Origin of the sequence: Niameybacter massiliensis (assembly GCF_001282685.1) — a bacterium.
GTDB classification, from domain to species: domain Bacteria; phylum Bacillota; class Clostridia; order Lachnospirales; family Cellulosilyticaceae; genus Holtiella; species Holtiella tumoricola.
In genome coordinates this window covers 2,067,679-2,085,242 of record NZ_LN875035.1, presented here as the reverse complement: position 1 = coordinate 2,085,242, position 17,564 = coordinate 2,067,679, and the positions used below count along the sequence as shown (strand labels likewise).

The following is a 17,564-nucleotide window of genomic DNA, read 5'->3' as shown; positions in this document are numbered from 1 at the left end:
CCAAGTTCTATATGCTATAATGGCTTCATATAAAGAAATGAGGTTGAAAAGATGACACAAATTATATTAGGTGTAGATGTAGGTGGAACAACCACGAAAATTGTTGGATATAGACAAGATAAGACCCTAATAGGCACTTTACAAGTGTGTGCAACAGATCAAATGACTTCTTTGTATGGTGCAATAGGTAATTTTTTAAAGACCTATCAGTGTTCTTTAAAAGAGGTAGTAAAAATTGTTTTAACAGGTGTAGGTGCATCTTTTATAGAAGATAATATTTATGATATCCCAACGTATAAAGTTAAAGAATTTGAAGCCATAGGGTTGGGTGGGACAAAACTTGTCAAGCTTGAAGAGGCTTTAGTTGTAAGTATGGGAACAGGAACAGCTTTTGTACGTGTACAAAATGGCAAAGTGAATCATATTGGTGGAAGTGGCGTCGGAGGTGGAACCTTAATGGGATTAGCATCTTTGCTCATAGACAAAAGAGATAGTCATGTGGTTGCAACAATGGGAGAAAAGGGAAACTTAGGCAAGGTTGATTTAGTAATCCAAGATATTACTCATGAACTTATTCCTTCTTTGCCTCAAGACGCTACAGCATCTAACTTTGGATTAGTAAAAAGTGACGTACAAGAAGAGGATATTGCACTTGGACTTATGAATATGATTTTTCAAACAGTGGGTATGATGGCAGTGTTTGCTTGTCAAAATACGCCAATCAAACACATTATCATAACAGGTTCACTCGCTACATTGTCTAGTGCACAATCTATTTTAGATGGTATTGGGCAGATTCATGGCATACAATTTATTATTCCAGAGCATGCTGTTTTTGCAACAGCTATAGGTGCGGTGACGCCTTATTTATAGAATTTATTCCTTTGTCAAGGAAAATTATTAAAAAAAGAGGAAATGGGTCGTTTATGTCGTATAATTATAGTGTGTAAGGAGGCGATAAAGGTGTGTCAACGACAAATTCAAGAACAGTTTGAAATAGATTACTTACAGTCGTTTAGTCAAAAGGCTCGTTATTCAAAGGGGAGAGTACGTATGGATGAAGAATGTGAAGTGCGTACAGCTTTTCAACGAGACAGAGATAGAATTTTGCATTCTAAAGCTTTTAGACGTCTTGCTCATAAAACACAGGTTTTTATATCACCAGAAGGTGACCATTATCGAACAAGGCTTACACATACATTGGAAGTAGCGCAAATTTCGAGAACACTTGCAAGAGCTTTAAGATTAAATGAAGATTTAGTAGAAGCTATTGCATTAGGACACGACTTAGGGCATACACCTTTTGGTCATACTGGCGAATTTATGCTACAAGAACTTACAAATCATCAATTTCATCATAATTATCAAAGTTTACGTGTTGTAGAGTACATTGAAAATAAAGGTCGTGGTCTTAATTTGACATGGGAAGTTAGAGATGGGATTATGAATCATCAAACAAAAGGGAACCCTGCTACATTAGAAGGAAAAATTGTTCAAATCTCCGATAAGATTGCCTATGTGAACCATGATATTGATGATGCTATAAGAGGTCAAGTACTAGAAGTATCAGATATACCTGAAATGTACCGATCCGTATTAGGAGAAACCTCTTCTAAAAGAATTGATACCCTTATCAAGGATATTATTGAAAATAGCTATGGTTTGCCACAAATTAGAATGAGTGAACAAGTAGAGATTGCTTTTAAAGGACTTAGAGCCTTTTTATTTAAGCATGTCTATGTAGGTTCAGCAGCCAAAGAGCAGGAACAAAAGGCGAAACATGTGGTCAAACAATTGTATGAATATTATATGGATAAACCTGATAAACTACCACAAAACTACTTGAAAGAACTTGAAGACGGAGAAGATAAAATGAAAGTTGTCTGTGATTATATCGCTGGGATGACAGATCGTTATGCACTCCATACTTATTGTGAGTTATTTTTCCCGACATCGTGGAATATTTATTAGATTATATAGAAAAGAGGAAGCTAGATGTATTATTCTGACGAGATTATCGAAAAGATCAGGGAACAGAGTGATATTATATCTATCATTTCCGAATATACTGCCTTAACAAGGAAGGGAAGTTCACATGTAGGACTTTGTCCTTTTCATAATGAAAAAACACCGTCTTTTTCTGTAAGTGATGATAAACAAATGTATTATTGCTTTGGATGTGGTGCAGGAGGAAATGTTTTTACATTTGTGATGCAGAAGGAAAATATGACGTTTCCAGAAGCAGTACAATTTTTAGCTGAAAAAGCCCATATTGATCTTGATGGGATGGAAAAACAATATGATGATGGAGGAAGAGCCAATAAAAAAGCACTTTTTCTTGAAATCTATAAGAAAGCAGCAAGATATTATTATTACAGTTTAAATCAAAGAGAAAATGAGCATGCATTAAATTATTTCTATCAAAGAGGCATTTCACAAGAAGTAATTAAACATTTTGGTTTAGGTTACGCACCTGCGGATTATAACATCTTTTATCGTATGATGAAGCAAGAAGGGTATGAAGATGAAGATTTAGTTGAAAGTGGGTTATTTATTAAAAGTAAATCAAAAGGTGTCGTCTTTGATCGTTTTTCAGACCGTGTCATGTTCCCTATTTTTAACATCAATAAAAAAGTTGTAGCTTTTGGAGGGCGTATTCTTGGAGAAGGGCAGCCTAAGTATTTAAATTCACCCGAAAGTCTACTTTTTGACAAAAGTCGTACACTCTATGGGCTTCATATTGCAAGACAAGAAAAACACCCGTATTACATTTTAGTAGAAGGTTATATGGATGTTATCGCCATGCATGTAGCAGGTTTTACACAAACGGTTGCTTCACTTGGTACAGCTTTTACAGAAGGGCATGCAAGGCTTTTGAAACGCCATACAGAGCAAGTGGTTATTTTATATGATAGTGATGGGGCAGGTAAGAAAGCCGCATTACGTGCCATTCCAATACTGCGTTCACAAGGTATCCAAGTTAAAGTTCTACAGCTTGAAGATAGTAAAGACCCAGATGAATTCTTGAAAAAGCATGGAGCAGATGAAATGCGCAAGCTCCTAGAGGAAGCAGAAAGTCATGTTTGGTTTAGAATTAAAGAAATCGAAAGCCAATATCATCTTGATTTACCAGATGAGCGGGTGAAGTTTTTACAAGAAATTGCAAAGTTACTTGGAAACTTAGAAAGTAGTATTGAGCAAAACATTTATACAAAAGAGATTGCGATGAAGTATCAAGTTAGTCTAGATGCTTTAGAAGCTGAAATCAAAAAATACTTTGTGGCAAAGCGGAATATCCCAGTCAAACAAGCGCCACAAGTAAAAGAACAACTAGGAACAGGTACAATTCCAATGCAACTAGAGTTCTTATGTGCAGTCTATAACTATCCTAATATCTATTCATATATCGCGTCCTATATTGAGGCAGATTTGTTTGAAGAAGGACTTATCCGTGAACTTGCAGCAGCTTTATTAAAAGCCCGCAGTGAAGGAAGAGAAGTAGATGCAAGTTACTTTAACAATCGTTATACAGATGTTAAAGAGCAAAAAATTATTTCTACTGTATTTATGAAAAAAGATGCAAGGTATGAAGATGAAGATTTGATGCATAAGATGTTAGTTGAGACCATTAAAAGGCTAAATAGTAACTATATAGAAAAAAGGCTTAAAACAACTGCAGATATCCAAGAAGTGCAAGCGTTACTTATCAAGAAGCGTGGCATTGATAAACTGCATATTGATTTTATAAATGGTTAGAATAGGAGAAGGATAAATGATAGTAAAAGAGGCTACAGAGCAAAAAGTGACTTTTAAATCGAGACTGGAACAACTGATGATACTGGCTAAGGAGAAAAAAGGCGTTTTAGAGCAATCAGACATTGCAGATGCCTTTACAGATTTTGAGTTAGAAGCTAGCAAAGTTGAACAAATATATGAGTTTTTAGAAGCTCATAATATTGATATCATGGGAAGTATGAGTGATTTAGACGAAGAAGCGAGTCTTGACTTTACTTTGCCTGCAGGTATCAGTATGGATGATCCAGTAAGGATGTACTTAAAGGAAATTGGGAAAGTACCTCTTTTATCAGCTGAAGAAGAAATTGAACTGGCAAGACGTATGGAAGAAGGGGATGAAGAAGCTAGAAAGCGATTAGCCGAAGCCAACTTAAGGCTTGTTGTAAGCATTGCCAAACGTTATGTAGGGCGTGGTATGCTATTTTTAGACCTTATTCAAGAAGGAAACTTAGGGCTTATTAAAGCGGTAGAAAAGTTTGACTACAGCAAAGGCTATAAGTTTAGTACTTATGCAACATGGTGGATTAGGCAAGCCATCACAAGGGCAATTGCGGATCAAGCTCGTACGATTCGCATTCCAGTACATATGGTTGAGACAATCAATCGCTTAATGCGTGTCTCAAGACAACTCTTACAAGAATATGGTCGTGACCCACAACCAGAAGAAATTGCACAAGCAATGGATATGTCAGTGAGTAAAGTACGCGACATTATGAAGATTTCACAAGAACCTGTATCTTTAGAAACACCAATTGGTGAAGAAGAAGATAGCCATTTAGGTGATTTTATAGCAGATGACGATGTACCTATTCCTTCTGAGGCTGCAGCCTTCACTCTTCTAAAAGAACAACTGATAGAAGTGTTAGATACATTAACTGAAAGAGAACAAAAAGTACTCAAACTTCGCTTTGGCTTAGATGACGGTAGGGCAAGAACCCTTGAAGAAGTAGGGAAAGAATTTAATGTAACACGTGAGCGTATTCGACAAATTGAAGCAAAAGCGCTTCGTAAATTACGTCATCCAAGTCGTAGTAAAAAACTAAAAGATTATTTAGAATAGAAGTTGAGTCTTCAACTTCTATTTTCTATTGACTTAAATAAACAGACATAAAGTAAAGAGGTGTAAATGTGCAATTATCAAAAAGATTAGGAGCTATTGCAAGCTTAGTACCAGAAGGGGCTAGACTTGTAGATGTTGGAACAGATCATGGGTATATCCCAATTTATTTAACACTTAATAAAAAAGTAAGTTATGCCATTGCTAGTGATATTAACAAAGGTCCACTAGAAAGCGCCAAACGTAATATGGATAAATACGGCCTAACAACCATTGAAACAAGACAGGGAAGTGGCCTTCAAACTATTAAAATAGAAGATGGAATGGATACGGTTGTTATTGCAGGTATGGGCGGTTACTTAGTTCATGATATTTTAGAGTTAGACTTAGAACTTGTAAAAACAATGAAAACTTTAATTTTACAGCCACAAAATAATATTCCTGAAATACGCAGATATCTTCATCAAATTGGTTTTAAAATTGAACAAGAAAAGTTCTTAGAAGAAGAAGGTAAGTACTATAACATTATTGTAGCAGTGCCAGGTGAAGAAAACTATAACAACATTGTGGACTATGAATATGGGAAATATCTTTTAGAAGAAGGATCAAGTTTATATAAAGATTGGTTACAACATAAAAGTAAAGGGTATACTGATATTATTGAAAAACTTAAAAAAATTGAGGGCGACCAGGCTACAGAACGTATAGCAGAATTGACTGAGGTGAATACTTTAATAGAGGAGGCATTAAAATGTATACATTAAAAGATGTGATGACATGTCTTGAACAATTAGCGCCTACTCATTTAGCAGAAAAATGGGACCATGTTGGACTGATGATTGGTGGGCGTGGACAACAGATTTCACGTGTTCTTTGTGCTTTAGATTTAAATCTTGATGTTATAGATGAAGCAATAGAAAAGGGCGTAGAGCTTATTGTAACTCATCATCCTTGTTTCTTTAAGCCCATCACAGGGATTGACTATGACACCGTTATGGGTCAGATGATTCAAAAGTTAGTTAAACATGACATCGCAGTGTATGCGATGCATACTAACTTAGATATTGCTAAAGGTGGTATCAATGACTATTTAGCTAAACAGCTTGAACTAAAAAGTGTAAGTGCATTGGCAACAACTGCACGTACCTCACTTCAAAAATTAGTTATTTATGTACCACAAACCCACTATAATGTGGTAAGAGATGCTCTTGTAAACACCAATCAGTGTACAATAGGCAACTATAAAGGCTGTACATTTGGTACACAAGGTAAAGGTACTTTTATGCCATTAGAAGGTAGTAAGCCTTATATTGGCTCACAAGGTGATTTAGAAACGGTAGAAGAGGTTAAAATAGAATGTATGATTCATCCAAAAGACTTATCTTCTATTATGGACGCAGTGAAGCAAGTTCATCCTTACGAAGAAATCGCTTATGACGTATTTACACTTGAAAATATTGCCGAGACAGAAGGCTTAGGCCGAGTAGGTATGTGTGAACCAATAGAGATAGAAGCACTGATTAATAAACTCAAACAAGTTTTCAATATTCCCTATGTAAGATTAACAGGTAAGATGGAAGGGAAAGTATCAAAAATTGCATTGTGTTCAGGAAGTGGTTCCTCTTTTATTGGTGTAGCAGCAGCGAAAGCTGAGGTTTATATTACAGGAGATGTCACTTTCCATGAAGCACAAAATGCATTAAATAGAGGACTTACTGTTATAGATGTAGGGCATTATGCTTCAGAAAATGTTGCAATGCCATTAATTAAAAATTATTTAGAAATACATTGCGATAAGTTAGAAATATTATGTTCTACAGTAGATGGTGAAACCTTTAAAACAGTTTAAAGACGATAAAAGGGGGCATGGAAGATGGTAAAAATTCAATTTAACGATGGTCGTAGTATAGAAGTTCAAAAAGGCACAACATTTGCAACCTTAGCAAAAACATATCAGCTAGAGAGTAGTACGCCGATTGTGGCAGCACGTGTAGGTAATGTACTTCGTGAACTTTACATTAAGATAGAAGAAGACTTACAAAATGTAAGCTTTGTAAATCTCTCACAAAAAGATGGGATGCGCATTTATCAACGTACGGCAACATTTTTATTAATTGCAGCAACTCAGAAATGTTTCCCACATGTTACCGTACTTGTTAATCATCATATTACAGGTGGATACTTCTGCGAATTTGACCAAATGGCAGATTGCACACCTACCAATTTAGCACGTATAGAAGCTTGTATGCGAGAAATGGTGGCCAAAGCACTTCCTATTACAAAGACTACAGTACCTATTGATGAAGCATTAAAGTTATTTAATACCTTAGAGATGCCAGACAAAGAAGCACTTTTTAAATATAGAAGAACATCTACGATTAATGTATATCATCTAGATGGGGTAGATAATTATTTCTATGGTTATATGATGCCATCTGTAGAGCAAGTAACTTGTTTCAAACTTCAACCTTATGCACATGGATTTATTCTTCTATTCCCAGACGAAGCAAATCCAACAGAGCTTGCTAAGTTTGTACCACAACCTAAATTATCAGCAGTATTCCGTGAATCTGAAAAATGGGCACGTATTTTAGATGTGGATATTGTAGCTTCTTTAAATAAGGTTATTACCCAGGGGCGCTTACCAGACTTGATTCGTGTATCAGAAGCATTACACGAAAAGAAAATAGCAGGAATAGCAGATCAAATTGCGAAGCAATCTAATGTAAGATTAGTCATGATAGCAGGGCCATCATCTTCAGGTAAAACAACTTTTGCTCAAAGATTATGTATTCAGCTACGTGTAAATGGGCTTAACCCACATGTGATTTCTATAGATGATTATTTTGTTAACCGAGATCAGACACCATTAGATGAAGATGGAAAATACGACTTTGAAGCTCTAGAAGCTATTGATATCCAGTTATTCAATGAGCATATGTCTAAATTGATAAAAGGTGAAACTGTAGAAATTCCTACGTTTAACTTCAAGACAGGGCAACGTGAATACAAAGGGCATAAACTTGCACTTGGAGAAGAAGATGTATTGGTGATAGAAGGCATTCATGGTTTAAATGAACGTTTAAGCTATGCCATTCCAAGAGAGAATAAATTTAAAATTTACGTAAGTTGTTTAACACAGCTTAATGTAGATTACCATAATCGTATTCCAACTACAGATACACGTTTAATCCGTCGTATGATCCGTGATAACCAATATCGTGGCATGAGTGCGGAACAAACCCTTGCACAATGGTCTTCTGTAAGACGTGGTGAAAATCGCAATATTTTCCCATTCCAAGAAGAAGCAGATGTCATGTTTAATACGGTTTTAATCTATGAGCTAGCCGTTCTCAAACAAAAAGCAGAACCACTTTTATTTGGTATTGATCGCAAGTCTCCATACTATAGTGAAGCGAAACGTCTGCTTAAATTCTTAGAGTATTTCTTAACAGCAGACACAGAAGATATTCCAAGAACATCTATTATTCGTGAATTTATTGGTGGAAGTTGCTTTCACTAGTTGACACACGTTAAGGAATATGGTATTGTATTAAAGTTGTTAAGTAAGTCAGATGGTCGCGTCTACAAAGTCGAAAGGCTGTAGATGAGGAACGTCCGGGCTCCATAGAGCAAAGGTGCTGGGTAACCCCCAGTGGAGGCGACTCTAAGGAAAGTGCAACAGAAATAAACCACCTGCTGGTTTCAGTAGGAAAGGGTGGAAAGGTGAGGTAAGAGCTCACCGTGTCTTAGGTGACTAAGATAGCCATGTAAACCCCACCTGGAGCAAGACCGGATCAAGACATATGTGGCTGCTCGTCACGTCTTAGGTAGGTTGCTAGAGCATGCAGGTAACTGTATGTCGAGATAGATGACCGTCAAATACAGAACCCGGCGTATAGACTTGGTTAACAACTTAATAAGGATTTAATAGGCAAGAGATTGAGGAAAATCATGAACTTGCCTTTTTTATTTTCGGCATAAGAAAAGAGGTTGCAGAAATGTAACCTCTGTATCTTTAAATTTTTCTATGGATTATTTGATGACAGAACAAGAAATATAACATTAGTTTACACAACAAAAGCCAACCTAAGCTGCCTTTTCCCCTCCAGAATACAGGCAAACTTAAGTTGGCTTTTATAGGTGACAAATGTATGTAGAATACATGAAATAAGTAATCAACAACAACGGGTATGTAAATAGTTATTTAGTCCCTTCCTAGCCAGTTCTCGTTCTTACTAAAGTAACTAGTATCTGGTTGATGAAAGAGGTCATAGGACTTTACACCATTCATGATCTAGTAGTTTGTAACCCATAAGTTGGCTATCCGTTTCATTTAAACTTTTTAAATAAGTAAGTGTTGTTAATTGTATAAACATGAATTCTTGTAAAACATATTCATCCGGCTACTGTGATGTCACCGTCAAAGTAGGGATGTCTAAGAAAAAGTTGTTTGCTTTTGGGAGGGGAGACAAAAGTTTTCAAGCTTCTTTCCTAGTAGTATAGGAGACTAGTATCTAGAATGTAGTCACTCTATACTTTTATATTTTGATAAATTTATTATATGTGAATGGAAGGTTTGTTGCAATTGACTAAATATATAAAATAATTTTCAAGGATTTGTCTAATAAAAAGATTGTATTTTCGAAAAACTTTCTTCGAAATCAGGAAAGTTAATTTCTAGATTTGACATAAAATGAGGAAAGACTAACAAAGTGCACAAGTGAAAGATAGAAAAGTATACAAACTAACAAATAGAGAAATAAAATTCTCCCTGTAGTACAATCAAAAAATTAAATTTCATAAATTCCCTTGTTACCCAATAGGATGAAACCATTTTTTTCGTAGAAATGAATGCGGTCTTGCTGTGTTAAAGCATTTTGAAGAATACCATAAGGTACAGCATTAACTAAAACATATTTTATAGGATCATTAATAGGTCTATGATGGGTGTTGAGATAAGGAATAATTTCTTTGAGTAGAGTTTGTACTAAAAAACTTCCCATACCTCTACGTGTCATGGAAATGTCTTTGGCGATAATATCTAGGAAGCAAAGTTCGCTATGTCCTTTAATGGGCTCATAATGGGGGTAATAGGCCTGAATATTACCATCTATAGTTGTAAAAAAGCTATTTGAAGTAAATTGTGCTCGAACATAAGAAAGGGTATCGTAATATTTTCCCCAAAATACTCTCAAATAAACATTGTCATCGGTACCTGTAGAATCATATTCACAAATAAGAAGAAGTGGATTACCGTGATGATCAAGACCTGTTTTAATCAACAAGTTACTTAAGTTACACTTTTTTCCTACTTGAGGAAAGAGTACAGTATCGGCATCTTTTAAGACGCAATAAGCTGTATTGGCTGGGTAGCCTTTACCAGGTTTAATGGTGGTGTGAATGAGCTTTTCTAAATCGCTTATTTTTGTACAGTTTAATAAATCATTACTTAATTTCTTCATAAATACTCCATATATTAATTTATTTTAATCATTAATAATAAAATATACGGGAGACAAGAGCAAAATATGACATGATCCAATAGAAGATGTGACGAGAAGATAGGGTAGTTAAATGGGGGTCATAGGACATGCCAAAGAAAAGAACGTGTTCAAAATGTAGCTATGGCTACCTCCTGTTCATCAAGAATGATGTAAGATGGATGCATATTACACATAGAAAGTAAGAAAAGGAGAATGATATGAATAAGATAAATGATAATCAAGTGATAACAAGTATTGAGATCATGAAACAAGAACACGAAGAAATTAGGCGTATGCTAAAAATAGTCCGTAAAGCATGCAATAGAATTTTACAAGGTGAACCTATTAATTTTGAGCATTTTAAGATGATCATTGATTTTATTATGAATTATGCAGATAGTCATCATCATGGTAAAGAGGAGAAGTTCTTATTTGCAGAAATGGAGAATCGTTTAGGGCCATTAGGAAGTAAACTGATTCGTAATGGCATGTATGTGGAGCATGATCTAGGAAGGTTATATGTGAAAGAATTAGGAGAGGGGCTAGAACGTGTTAAAGAGGGCAATGAAGAGAGTAAATTAGATGTGATTGCCAATGCAGTGAGTTATACCCATCTTTTAGAAAGACATATAGCTAAAGAAAATGAGGTTGTATACGGCTTTGGTATAAGTAAGTTACCAGTGGACGTCTTAGAGGCAATTAATCAGCAAACAGCACTTTTTGAAGAAGAAGCAGCAGATAAAGGGATACAAATTAAATACTTAGAGATACTCAAGATACTAGAGGCGATTTATTGAAATAATGTAATGTATCATCTATAATCAACTATATCATTATACTCATTCAGGGGGATAGCGCTTGCCATATGCATAAAACTTTTGAGTGTTGGTGTAATAGCTTTTTAGAGAAGAAGTAAACTTAAATAAAAATGATAATAATAAAAAGCTGCCAATGGCAGCTTTTTATTATTGTTCTGAATTTTGAATTTGAATAGTTTGTGTTGGAAAAGCAATATCCACATCTAGTTCCTCAGCCAGACGCATGATTTCTAAGTTAACTTGTTGCTTGAGAGCAGAATAACTTTTTAAATCGGTTTGGAAAGTGTAGAAAAGGACAATAATATTTAAAGAGAAGTCGCCGAAGTCATCAAAGTAAACAAGGCTAGTATCCTTTTCAATTGTATCAAATTGAGCTAGACTTTCTTTGAGCTTGCTCATAAGAAGCTCTAACTTCTGTCTTGATGTTGAGTAGGTTACACCTAAAGAAAAGCGAACACGTCTTTTTGGCATAGTAGACCAGTTGAGAATGTTATCGTTAGCAAGAGTAGCATTAGGCACAATGACTAAACCTTGCTCAAAAGTACGAATACGTGTACTTCTAAAGCTTACATCTTCAATGATTCCTTCAATAGAACCACATTGTACCCAATCACCTATGGTGAAAGGCCTATCAACCATAAGGACAACACCGCTCATAATATTGGTTAAAGTATCTTTTGCAATAAATGTAAAGGCAACTCCTCCTAACCCAACTCCAGTAAGAATACCAGCAATATTTATATTAAGTTGAGAAATCATGAGCATAGCACCTAATATAATGATGGCTAAACGAATAATTTTAGAAGTAAAGCGAATGAGTAAGGTATGATCAAGTGTGGTAAATCTTGAACCAATACCAACAAGGGCCATTTCATAGAGATTGACACTATTATAGGTTCCCCAAGTAATTAGAGCGATACAAATAAGTCCATAGAGGGTATGTACTAAGGTAGTTGGGAAAATGGCAAAGCTAAGTTGGAGCGTTTCGTTGATATACAGTTCAGTCTGAGTGAAATGTGTATAGATGACAAAGGGCGACATCAATAAACCAATATAAATACTGGTTAAGCGTAGCCAGTAATCAAGTGGTTTAGCAATGGCCATATTCAGTTCTTCTAAAAAGTTAGGGATTTTGTTATCGAAGTGCGTAAAAAATTTAATAATCATTTTACGTAATGTTTTGCTCAGTAAGAGCAATGCTAAAGTTACAAATAAAGCTAAACCTAAATGAATGTAGAATTGATAAGGTTTAGGTATAGAAAATAAATCAAATAATTTCATATCAATATTCCTTTCCATGATGTAAAACTTAGAGTGTCCTTATCTATTATAGTAAAATTTTGCAAATATGAAAAGCATCATATAGTCAAAATATGATGGTTTATGATATAATCATTTATAATTAGCTAAAACTATATGCTAGTTAAAATTAAGGAGGAGGAACATGAAAACGTCAAGGTATATTCAAATAGACCCTAATCTTCCTTACAAACGTTTCTATCCTAAATTAATTAAAAAGAATAAAGGGCCAAAAAGTATATATGTGCTTTGTACACCACCAGGTGAAGGTAATCTATTTGAAATCATTACGTGTAATCAACTTGGTAAAAAATATAATAATAGTTTTATCTTAGGTATTAGTAAAGATAAAACCTGGCTCGTTAACTATACTGTTACATTGATTGATCAGCTTTATAACACTAAAAACTTATCTTATGATATGTTACAGTCAGAGTAAAGAGGTGGGTAATGACTATATTATGGCTTATATTAAAAATTATATTATGGATTATAGCTATTTTATTTGGGCTTATTCTACTGATTATTTTAGGGTTGCTCTTTTTACCTATTAGTTATTGGTTAGAAGGAGAAAAACGAGAAGAACTTATAGGACGTATACGTTTGAATCTGTTTGGGGTTGTACAGATTGATTATGATACTGACCGAGAAGAGCAACTAAAGCTAAAGCTTTTTGGCATCTATACACCGAAGCTTTCTAAAAAGTTACTAGGTGCTGCTGATGATTTAGAAGAAGAAGCTGTACATCTAGGCAAAGTCATAGGGAAAGAAGCTGTAGATCAAACAGAAGAAGTAGCTGAGAACACAGTCACAAACGAAGAAAACCGCATAGAAGGACAAGCATCACAGATACAAGAGGATACTTCAACTAAAACACAAAAAGAAATATCTACAAATGTGGATAGCAAAGAGCAGAAACGACAAAATATAGATAGAAAGGCTAATAAGGAATCTAAAAAAAAGCCTAAAAAACATCCAACAATAACAAAGCCTATTGGTGTAAAAGATATATGGAGTGAACTAAAAGCTTTATGGTATGCGGATAGTCGTAGGCCATTCTTTAGAGCATGCAAGAAATTACTCAAAAGCTGGTGGTATGCCTTAAAGCCTAGGGGTTTTTATTTTGAAGTGCTTTTTGGACTTGAAGATCCATCAGAAACAGGATTGTGGATTGCTAAGCTTATGGCACTCTATCCATTCTATGCACCGTATGGGAATATTATGGGTAATTTTGAAGAAGCTATATTTGAAGGGTGTATCCAAATGAGAGGGCGCACAAACTTATTTAAGTTTCTATATCCTATGCTTGTATTTATCTTAAATAAAGAAGTAAGAACTATGATTAAAATGATAATGAACTTTGGAAAGGAAGATGAAGATGGACTCAAAACTCAACAATAATTTAGAAGTATTATTAGGTCAACTTGAGCACTTTATTAATACAAAAACAGTAGTAGGTGAACCTATTCATATTGGAGATACAATTCTAGTACCACTTGTAGATGTAAGCTTTGGTGTAGGAGCAGGTGCGGCAGCTGCAACTAAACTACAAGAACGTAACAAAGATAAAGAAAAAAGTATTGATGGAAACTCAGATAAAGGTGCTGGCGGCTTAGGTGCACGTATTACACCAAGTGCAATGCTTGTTATCCAAAATGGTACAACACAACTTATTAATATCAAAGCTCAAGATAGTTTGTCAAAACTTATTGATATGGTTCCAGGTATTGTTTCAAATTTACCAGATACATTATCTAAGTTTACCAATAAAGGTGGAACACCAGAAGTACAAGAAGATAAATATCATCACATGGATAAATAAATAAAAAGAGAGGTTACATGATGTAACCTCTCTTTTTATTTATATTAAGATTATACGTTGAATCTGAATAGGATGATATCCCCATCTTTAACAACGTACTCTTTACCTTCAAGACGTACTTGACCTTTTTCACGAGCAGCATTGTATGAGCCTGCTTCTACTAAGTCATGGAAGTTAACAATTTCAGCACGGATGAAACCACGCTCAAAGTCGGAGTGGATTTTACCAGCAGCACCAGGTGCTTTTGTACCCTCTGTAATTGTCCAAGCACGTACTTCTTTTGGACCTGCTGTTAAGTAGCTGATAAGACCAAGAAGCTTGTAACTTGCTGCAACAAGAAGATCAAAACCAGTATTGTGGAGGCCAAGGTCTTCTAAGAATACAGCTTTTTCTTCGTCAGATAAGTCAGCAAGCTCTTGTTCGATTTGAGCACAGATTACGAATGTTTCTGAGCCTTCGCTAGCAGAAAACGCTTTAACTTTTTTTACGTACTCGTTATCTTCACCACTAATTAAGTCGTCTTCAGATACGTTTGCAGCATAAAGTACTGGTTTTGCACTGATAAGACCAAGTGATTCAATAAATGCATCTTGATCAGCATCTTCACCCATAAGGCTACGTGCTGATTGTCCTTCTTCTAAAGTTGCATATACTTTTTCTAAAATAACAAGTTCAGCAGCTAATGCTTTGTCGTTTTTAGCAACTTTTTTTGTTTTAGCAATACGACGTTCAATAAGTTCCATATCTGAGAAGATAAGTTCTAAATTGATTGTTTCAATATCACGAAGTGGATCAACGGTTTTGTCAACGTGAATAATATTGTCGTTTTCGAAGCATCTTACAACTTGTACGATAGCATCTACTTCACGGATGTGTGAAAGAAATTGGTTACCTAAACCTTCACCTTTACTTGCACCTTTAATAAGACCTGCAATGTCTACGAATTCTACAGCAGCTGGTAAGATCTTCTCTGAGTTGTACATTTCTTTTAAGACATCTAATCTTTTATCTGGTACGGCTACAACACCTACGTTTGGTTCAATTGTACAGAATGGGTAGTTTGCTGATTCAGCACCTGCTTTTGTAAGTGCGTTAAATAATGTACTTTTACCAACGTTTGGTAGTCCTACAATCCCTAATTTCATTTGTTTCATCCTTTCTATGTGTATACCGAAGTATAAATGGCTTATTGCACTAATTTTAAATTATAAAGGATATGGAATGAGGTTGCAATGGCGATTATAAGAAAAAAACTGCAACAGTGTGCAGTTTTTAGGGTTTAATCATTATTTCCGACAAAATAACCTACGGCAAAACTGAGTAAAATACTAGAGATATAAATAAGTCCAAATAAAAATGACATTTCTCTTAAAGAGTCTTTTGTAAGGATTAAATCTTGGTTCTCTAATTCTTTAGTACGTTCTGCTACACGGTAATGACGTTTTGACTGTGCCATAATTAGCCCTCCAATCCAATGAATTAAACGCTTATTCATTAGTATATTATAGGAAAGAAGAGATGAAAATATGCAAGCCATCTGTTTACAGAATGTTTATTCAGGCATATAATAAGTAAAAAGCGGACAGGAGGAAACATATGCCAAATATTTATTTTCCGTATTTAAATCTATCATTTCATATTGACCAGGTTGCCTTTACTGTATTTGGAATTCCAATTTACTGGTATGGCATTATTTTAACATCAGGAATATTACTAGGGCTGGCAATCAGTATGTATATAGCTAAGAAAGAAGGTGTTTCACCAGATCATATTTTCGACTTTCTTCTATATGATATTGTTTTTGCCATTATTGGAGCGAGGACATACTTTGTAGCATTTAATTGGGAGTACTATAGTCAACACTTAGGTGAAATCTTTAATCTGAGACAAGGAGGTATTGCTATTTACGGTGCTATTATTGCTTCTTTTATAGTAGCAGTCATTTATACACGTATGAAGCACATTAACTTATGGCAGTTTGGTGATATTGCAGCTTATGGTTTATTAGTAGGACAAGCCATTGGTCGCTATGGTAACTTTGTTAATAAGGAAGCTTTTGGTGACTACACCGATAATCTTTTTGCAATGCAGATTATGAGAGATGAGGCAGCGACAAGTATAACACAGACAATGCTTGATAATGCAGTTATAAGAAATGGAGTAGAGTTTATTCAAGTACATCCAACTTTCCTTTATGAATCATGTTGGAATTTTGTATTACTCATTATTTTACTTATTTATAGGAAGTATAAAAAAGCTCATGGAGAGATTTTCTTCCTTTATATAGCTGGTTATGGTGTGGGGCGTCTTTGGATTGAAGGACTTAGAACAGACCAACTGGTTGTACCGGGTATTAACATTGCAGCATCACAAATTGTAGCAGTCTTTTCTATAGTTGCTGGAATTATTGGAATCATTTGGTGTCGAAATAAATCTAAAATTAAATTCAAAAAAATGTAAATTAATGTTGATTAATTCCAAAAGTAGGACTATAATAAAACATATAGAGAGAGATAAAGAGAAAAACAGAGAAATATTTACTTTTGGAGGGATTGAAAAATGAATACAACACAAGGACAAATCGTAGACCTACAAGTACGTCTAAATGGTTTAGTAGAGAACAGTTCGGCTTATACAGATGATATGATTGAACTTTATAAGGTCAGTCAACAACTAGATGAATTAATTGTAAGATATTATAGAGAATATAAAGCTTAAACTAGTGCCTTAGGCACTAGTTTTTTTTTATCTTTTAATCAAAATGACTTGAAATGTTAGCTAGAAAGCAATAGAATAGAAGAAAGTGGTTGAAAGTGGTTCGAAGTGGGGAATAAAGGGGGAGAAGTGGGGCATGTTCATTGGTGAGTACCAATATAGTTTAGATGACAAAAGTAGAGTTGTCGTACCAGCTAAATATAGGGAACAACTAGGAACAAGCTTTATACTTACAAAAGGCTTAGATGGATGTCTATTTGTTTATCCCCAAGATGAATGGACAAGCTTTGAACAAAAGTTAAAGGAACTTCCTTTAACGAATACGAATGCCCGTAAATTTGTACGATTTTTCTTAGCGGGAGCTGTAGAATGTACACCTGATAAACAAGGAAGAATTTTAATTCCTAGTCATTTGAAAGTATATTCCAGTATAGAAAAAGACATAGTATTTATAGGTATGGGAAATCGCATAGAAGTTTGGAGTAGTAGTCAGTGGGATGCCTATAATGACGATGCTTTTGATGCAAATGCCTTAGCAGAACAAATGGAATCATTAGGAATATAGAGGTGAA

Annotated in this window: 18 protein-coding genes and 1 other RNA gene; 15 read left to right on the top strand and 4 right to left on the bottom strand. The window is 34.9% G+C overall.

Annotation, left to right across the window (positions count from 1 at the left end; all coding sequences use genetic code 11):
- Nucleotides 1-51 precede the first annotated feature (51 nt).
- The 8 genes from coaW (at nucleotide 52) to rnpB (ending at nucleotide 8,767) form a co-directional block, all read left to right on the top strand.
- Nucleotides 52-873 carry a type II pantothenate kinase gene (coaW, locus tag BN2390_RS15295; protein WP_053985182.1) on the top strand — a complete coding sequence of 274 codons (822 nt, stop codon included), beginning with the start codon at nucleotides 52-54 and terminating at the stop codon, nucleotides 871-873.
- A 42-nt stretch (nucleotides 874-915) separates the two neighbouring features.
- Nucleotides 916-1,971: a deoxyguanosinetriphosphate triphosphohydrolase gene (locus tag BN2390_RS15290; RefSeq protein WP_198524925.1), complete on the top strand. Its 1,056-nt coding sequence runs from the start codon at nucleotides 916-918 to the stop codon at nucleotides 1,969-1,971.
- A 24-nt stretch (nucleotides 1,972-1,995) separates the two neighbouring features.
- A complete protein-coding gene (gene dnaG / locus BN2390_RS15285) occupies nucleotides 1,996-3,756 on the top strand; it encodes a DNA primase (RefSeq protein WP_053985181.1) in 1,761 nt (586 codons plus the stop codon).
- Nucleotides 3,757-3,772: 16 nt separating this feature from the next.
- Nucleotides 3,773-4,855 (top strand): RNA polymerase sigma factor RpoD, encoded by a 1,083-nt coding sequence (gene rpoD / locus BN2390_RS15280; protein WP_053985180.1) that lies wholly within the window; start codon nucleotides 3,773-3,775, stop codon nucleotides 4,853-4,855.
- Nucleotides 4,856-4,923: 68 nt separating this feature from the next.
- On the top strand, nucleotides 4,924-5,616 hold the full coding sequence (locus BN2390_RS15275) for a tRNA (adenine(22)-N(1))-methyltransferase (protein WP_053985179.1): 693 nt from the start codon (nucleotides 4,924-4,926) through the stop codon (nucleotides 5,614-5,616).
- Complete coding sequence (locus BN2390_RS15270; RefSeq protein ID WP_053985178.1) at nucleotides 5,604-6,701, top strand: Nif3-like dinuclear metal center hexameric protein; 1,098 nt, start codon at nucleotides 5,604-5,606, stop codon at nucleotides 6,699-6,701. Before BN2390_RS15275 ends, BN2390_RS15270 begins: the two co-directional genes overlap by 13 nt.
- A gap of 24 nt (nucleotides 6,702-6,725) precedes the next feature.
- Entirely contained in the window at nucleotides 6,726-8,375 is a 1,650-nt protein-coding gene (locus tag BN2390_RS15265) for a nucleoside kinase (RefSeq protein ID WP_053985177.1), read from the top strand.
- Nucleotides 8,376-8,415: 40 nt separating this feature from the next.
- An RNA gene (gene rnpB, locus BN2390_RS21260) (RNase P RNA component class A) lies at nucleotides 8,416-8,767 on the top strand.
- Nucleotides 8,768-9,645: 878 nt separating this feature from the next.
- Here the strand turns inward: rnpB and BN2390_RS15260 are convergent.
- Nucleotides 9,646-10,317, bottom strand: coding sequence for a hypothetical protein (locus tag BN2390_RS15260; RefSeq protein ID WP_053985176.1), 672 nt, complete (start codon nucleotides 10,315-10,317; stop codon nucleotides 9,646-9,648).
- Nucleotides 10,318-10,556: 239 nt separating this feature from the next.
- On the opposite strand from BN2390_RS15260, the gene BN2390_RS15255 reads away from it, so the two are divergent.
- Nucleotides 10,557-11,135 carry a hemerythrin domain-containing protein gene (locus BN2390_RS15255; protein ID WP_053985175.1) on the top strand — a complete coding sequence of 193 codons (579 nt, stop codon included), beginning with the start codon at nucleotides 10,557-10,559 and terminating at the stop codon, nucleotides 11,133-11,135.
- A gap of 168 nt (nucleotides 11,136-11,303) precedes the next feature.
- Here the strand turns inward: BN2390_RS15255 and BN2390_RS15250 are convergent, their stop codons facing one another.
- Entirely contained in the window at nucleotides 11,304-12,455 is a 1,152-nt protein-coding gene (locus BN2390_RS15250; protein ID WP_082238810.1) for a mechanosensitive ion channel family protein, read from the bottom strand.
- A gap of 145 nt (nucleotides 12,456-12,600) precedes the next feature.
- On the opposite strand from BN2390_RS15250, the gene BN2390_RS15245 reads away from it, so the two are divergent.
- Genes BN2390_RS15245 through BN2390_RS15235 form a run of 3 tightly spaced genes read left to right on the top strand, consistent with a single transcriptional unit; the run spans nucleotide 12,601 to nucleotide 14,277 of the window.
- A complete protein-coding gene (locus BN2390_RS15245) occupies nucleotides 12,601-12,894 on the top strand; it encodes a hypothetical protein (RefSeq protein ID WP_053985173.1) in 294 nt (97 codons plus the stop codon).
- Nucleotides 12,895-12,905: 11 nt separating this feature from the next.
- The gene (locus BN2390_RS15240; RefSeq protein WP_053985172.1) at nucleotides 12,906-13,856 is read left to right on the top strand and encodes a hypothetical protein; all 951 of its coding nucleotides are present in this window, start codon (nucleotides 12,906-12,908) and stop codon (nucleotides 13,854-13,856) included.
- The gene (locus BN2390_RS15235) at nucleotides 13,834-14,277 is read left to right on the top strand and encodes a GerW family sporulation protein (RefSeq protein WP_053985171.1); all 444 of its coding nucleotides are present in this window, start codon (nucleotides 13,834-13,836) and stop codon (nucleotides 14,275-14,277) included. The genes BN2390_RS15240 and BN2390_RS15235 overlap by 23 nt, the downstream gene beginning before the upstream one ends.
- A 50-nt stretch (nucleotides 14,278-14,327) precedes the next feature.
- Here the strand turns inward: BN2390_RS15235 and ychF are convergent, their stop codons facing one another.
- Nucleotides 14,328-15,422, bottom strand: a complete 1,095-nt coding sequence (gene ychF, locus BN2390_RS15230; RefSeq protein WP_053985170.1) for a redox-regulated ATPase YchF — start codon at nucleotides 15,420-15,422, stop codon at nucleotides 14,328-14,330.
- Nucleotides 15,423-15,556: 134 nt separating this feature from the next.
- Nucleotides 15,557-15,733: a hypothetical protein gene (locus BN2390_RS21760; RefSeq protein ID WP_154668839.1), complete on the bottom strand. Its 177-nt coding sequence runs from the start codon at nucleotides 15,731-15,733 to the stop codon at nucleotides 15,557-15,559.
- 140 nt (nucleotides 15,734-15,873) lie between these two features.
- Between BN2390_RS21760 and lgt the strand changes: the two genes are divergently transcribed.
- The 3 genes from lgt to mraZ all read left to right on the top strand — a co-directional run bounded on the left by lgt (nucleotide 15,874) and on the right by mraZ (nucleotide 17,557).
- Nucleotides 15,874-16,737: a prolipoprotein diacylglyceryl transferase gene (gene lgt / locus BN2390_RS15225; protein WP_053985169.1), complete on the top strand. Its 864-nt coding sequence runs from the start codon at nucleotides 15,874-15,876 to the stop codon at nucleotides 16,735-16,737.
- 99 nt (nucleotides 16,738-16,836) lie between these two features.
- Nucleotides 16,837-16,995 (top strand): aspartyl-phosphate phosphatase Spo0E family protein, encoded by a 159-nt coding sequence (locus BN2390_RS21475; RefSeq protein ID WP_082238809.1) that lies wholly within the window; start codon nucleotides 16,837-16,839, stop codon nucleotides 16,993-16,995.
- A gap of 133 nt (nucleotides 16,996-17,128) precedes the next feature.
- The gene (mraZ, locus tag BN2390_RS15220) at nucleotides 17,129-17,557 is read left to right on the top strand and encodes a division/cell wall cluster transcriptional repressor MraZ (protein ID WP_053985168.1); all 429 of its coding nucleotides are present in this window, start codon (nucleotides 17,129-17,131) and stop codon (nucleotides 17,555-17,557) included.
- Nucleotides 17,558-17,564: the final 7 nt, after the last annotated feature.

What these genes read in the sequence shown, in the direction of transcription:
- BN2390_RS21475 (WP_082238809.1), top strand. Translation starts at nt 16,837, where the DNA reads ATGAATACAACACAAGGACAAATCGTAGACCTACAAGTACGTCTAAAT.
- lgt (WP_053985169.1), top strand. Translation starts at nt 15,874, where the DNA reads ATGCCAAATATTTATTTTCCGTATTTAAATCTATCATTTCATATTGAC.
- BN2390_RS15255 (WP_053985175.1), top strand. Translation starts at nt 10,557, where the DNA reads ATGAATAAGATAAATGATAATCAAGTGATAACAAGTATTGAGATCATG.
- coaW (WP_053985182.1), top strand. Translation starts at nt 52, where the DNA reads ATGACACAAATTATATTAGGTGTAGATGTAGGTGGAACAACCACGAAA.
- BN2390_RS15265 (WP_053985177.1), top strand. Translation starts at nt 6,726, where the DNA reads ATGGTAAAAATTCAATTTAACGATGGTCGTAGTATAGAAGTTCAAAAA.
- BN2390_RS15250 (WP_082238810.1), bottom strand. Translation starts at nt 12,455, where the DNA reads ATGGAAAGGAATATTGATATGAAATTATTTGATTTATTTTCTATACCT.
- BN2390_RS15290 (WP_198524925.1), top strand. Translation starts at nt 916, where the DNA reads ATGGGTCGTTTATGTCGTATAATTATAGTGTGTAAGGAGGCGATAAAG.
- rpoD (WP_053985180.1), top strand. Translation starts at nt 3,773, where the DNA reads ATGATAGTAAAAGAGGCTACAGAGCAAAAAGTGACTTTTAAATCGAGA.
- dnaG (WP_053985181.1), top strand. Translation starts at nt 1,996, where the DNA reads ATGTATTATTCTGACGAGATTATCGAAAAGATCAGGGAACAGAGTGAT.
- BN2390_RS15240 (WP_053985172.1), top strand. Translation starts at nt 12,906, where the DNA reads ATGACTATATTATGGCTTATATTAAAAATTATATTATGGATTATAGCT.
- BN2390_RS15245 (WP_053985173.1), top strand. Translation starts at nt 12,601, where the DNA reads ATGAAAACGTCAAGGTATATTCAAATAGACCCTAATCTTCCTTACAAA.
- BN2390_RS15235 (WP_053985171.1), top strand. Translation starts at nt 13,834, where the DNA reads ATGGACTCAAAACTCAACAATAATTTAGAAGTATTATTAGGTCAACTT.
- mraZ (WP_053985168.1), top strand. Translation starts at nt 17,129, where the DNA reads ATGTTCATTGGTGAGTACCAATATAGTTTAGATGACAAAAGTAGAGTT.
- BN2390_RS15270 (WP_053985178.1), top strand. Translation starts at nt 5,604, where the DNA reads ATGTATACATTAAAAGATGTGATGACATGTCTTGAACAATTAGCGCCT.
- BN2390_RS21760 (WP_154668839.1), bottom strand. Translation starts at nt 15,733, where the DNA reads ATGGCACAGTCAAAACGTCATTACCGTGTAGCAGAACGTACTAAAGAA.
- BN2390_RS15260 (WP_053985176.1), bottom strand. Translation starts at nt 10,317, where the DNA reads ATGAAGAAATTAAGTAATGATTTATTAAACTGTACAAAAATAAGCGAT.
- ychF (WP_053985170.1), bottom strand. Translation starts at nt 15,422, where the DNA reads ATGAAATTAGGGATTGTAGGACTACCAAACGTTGGTAAAAGTACATTA.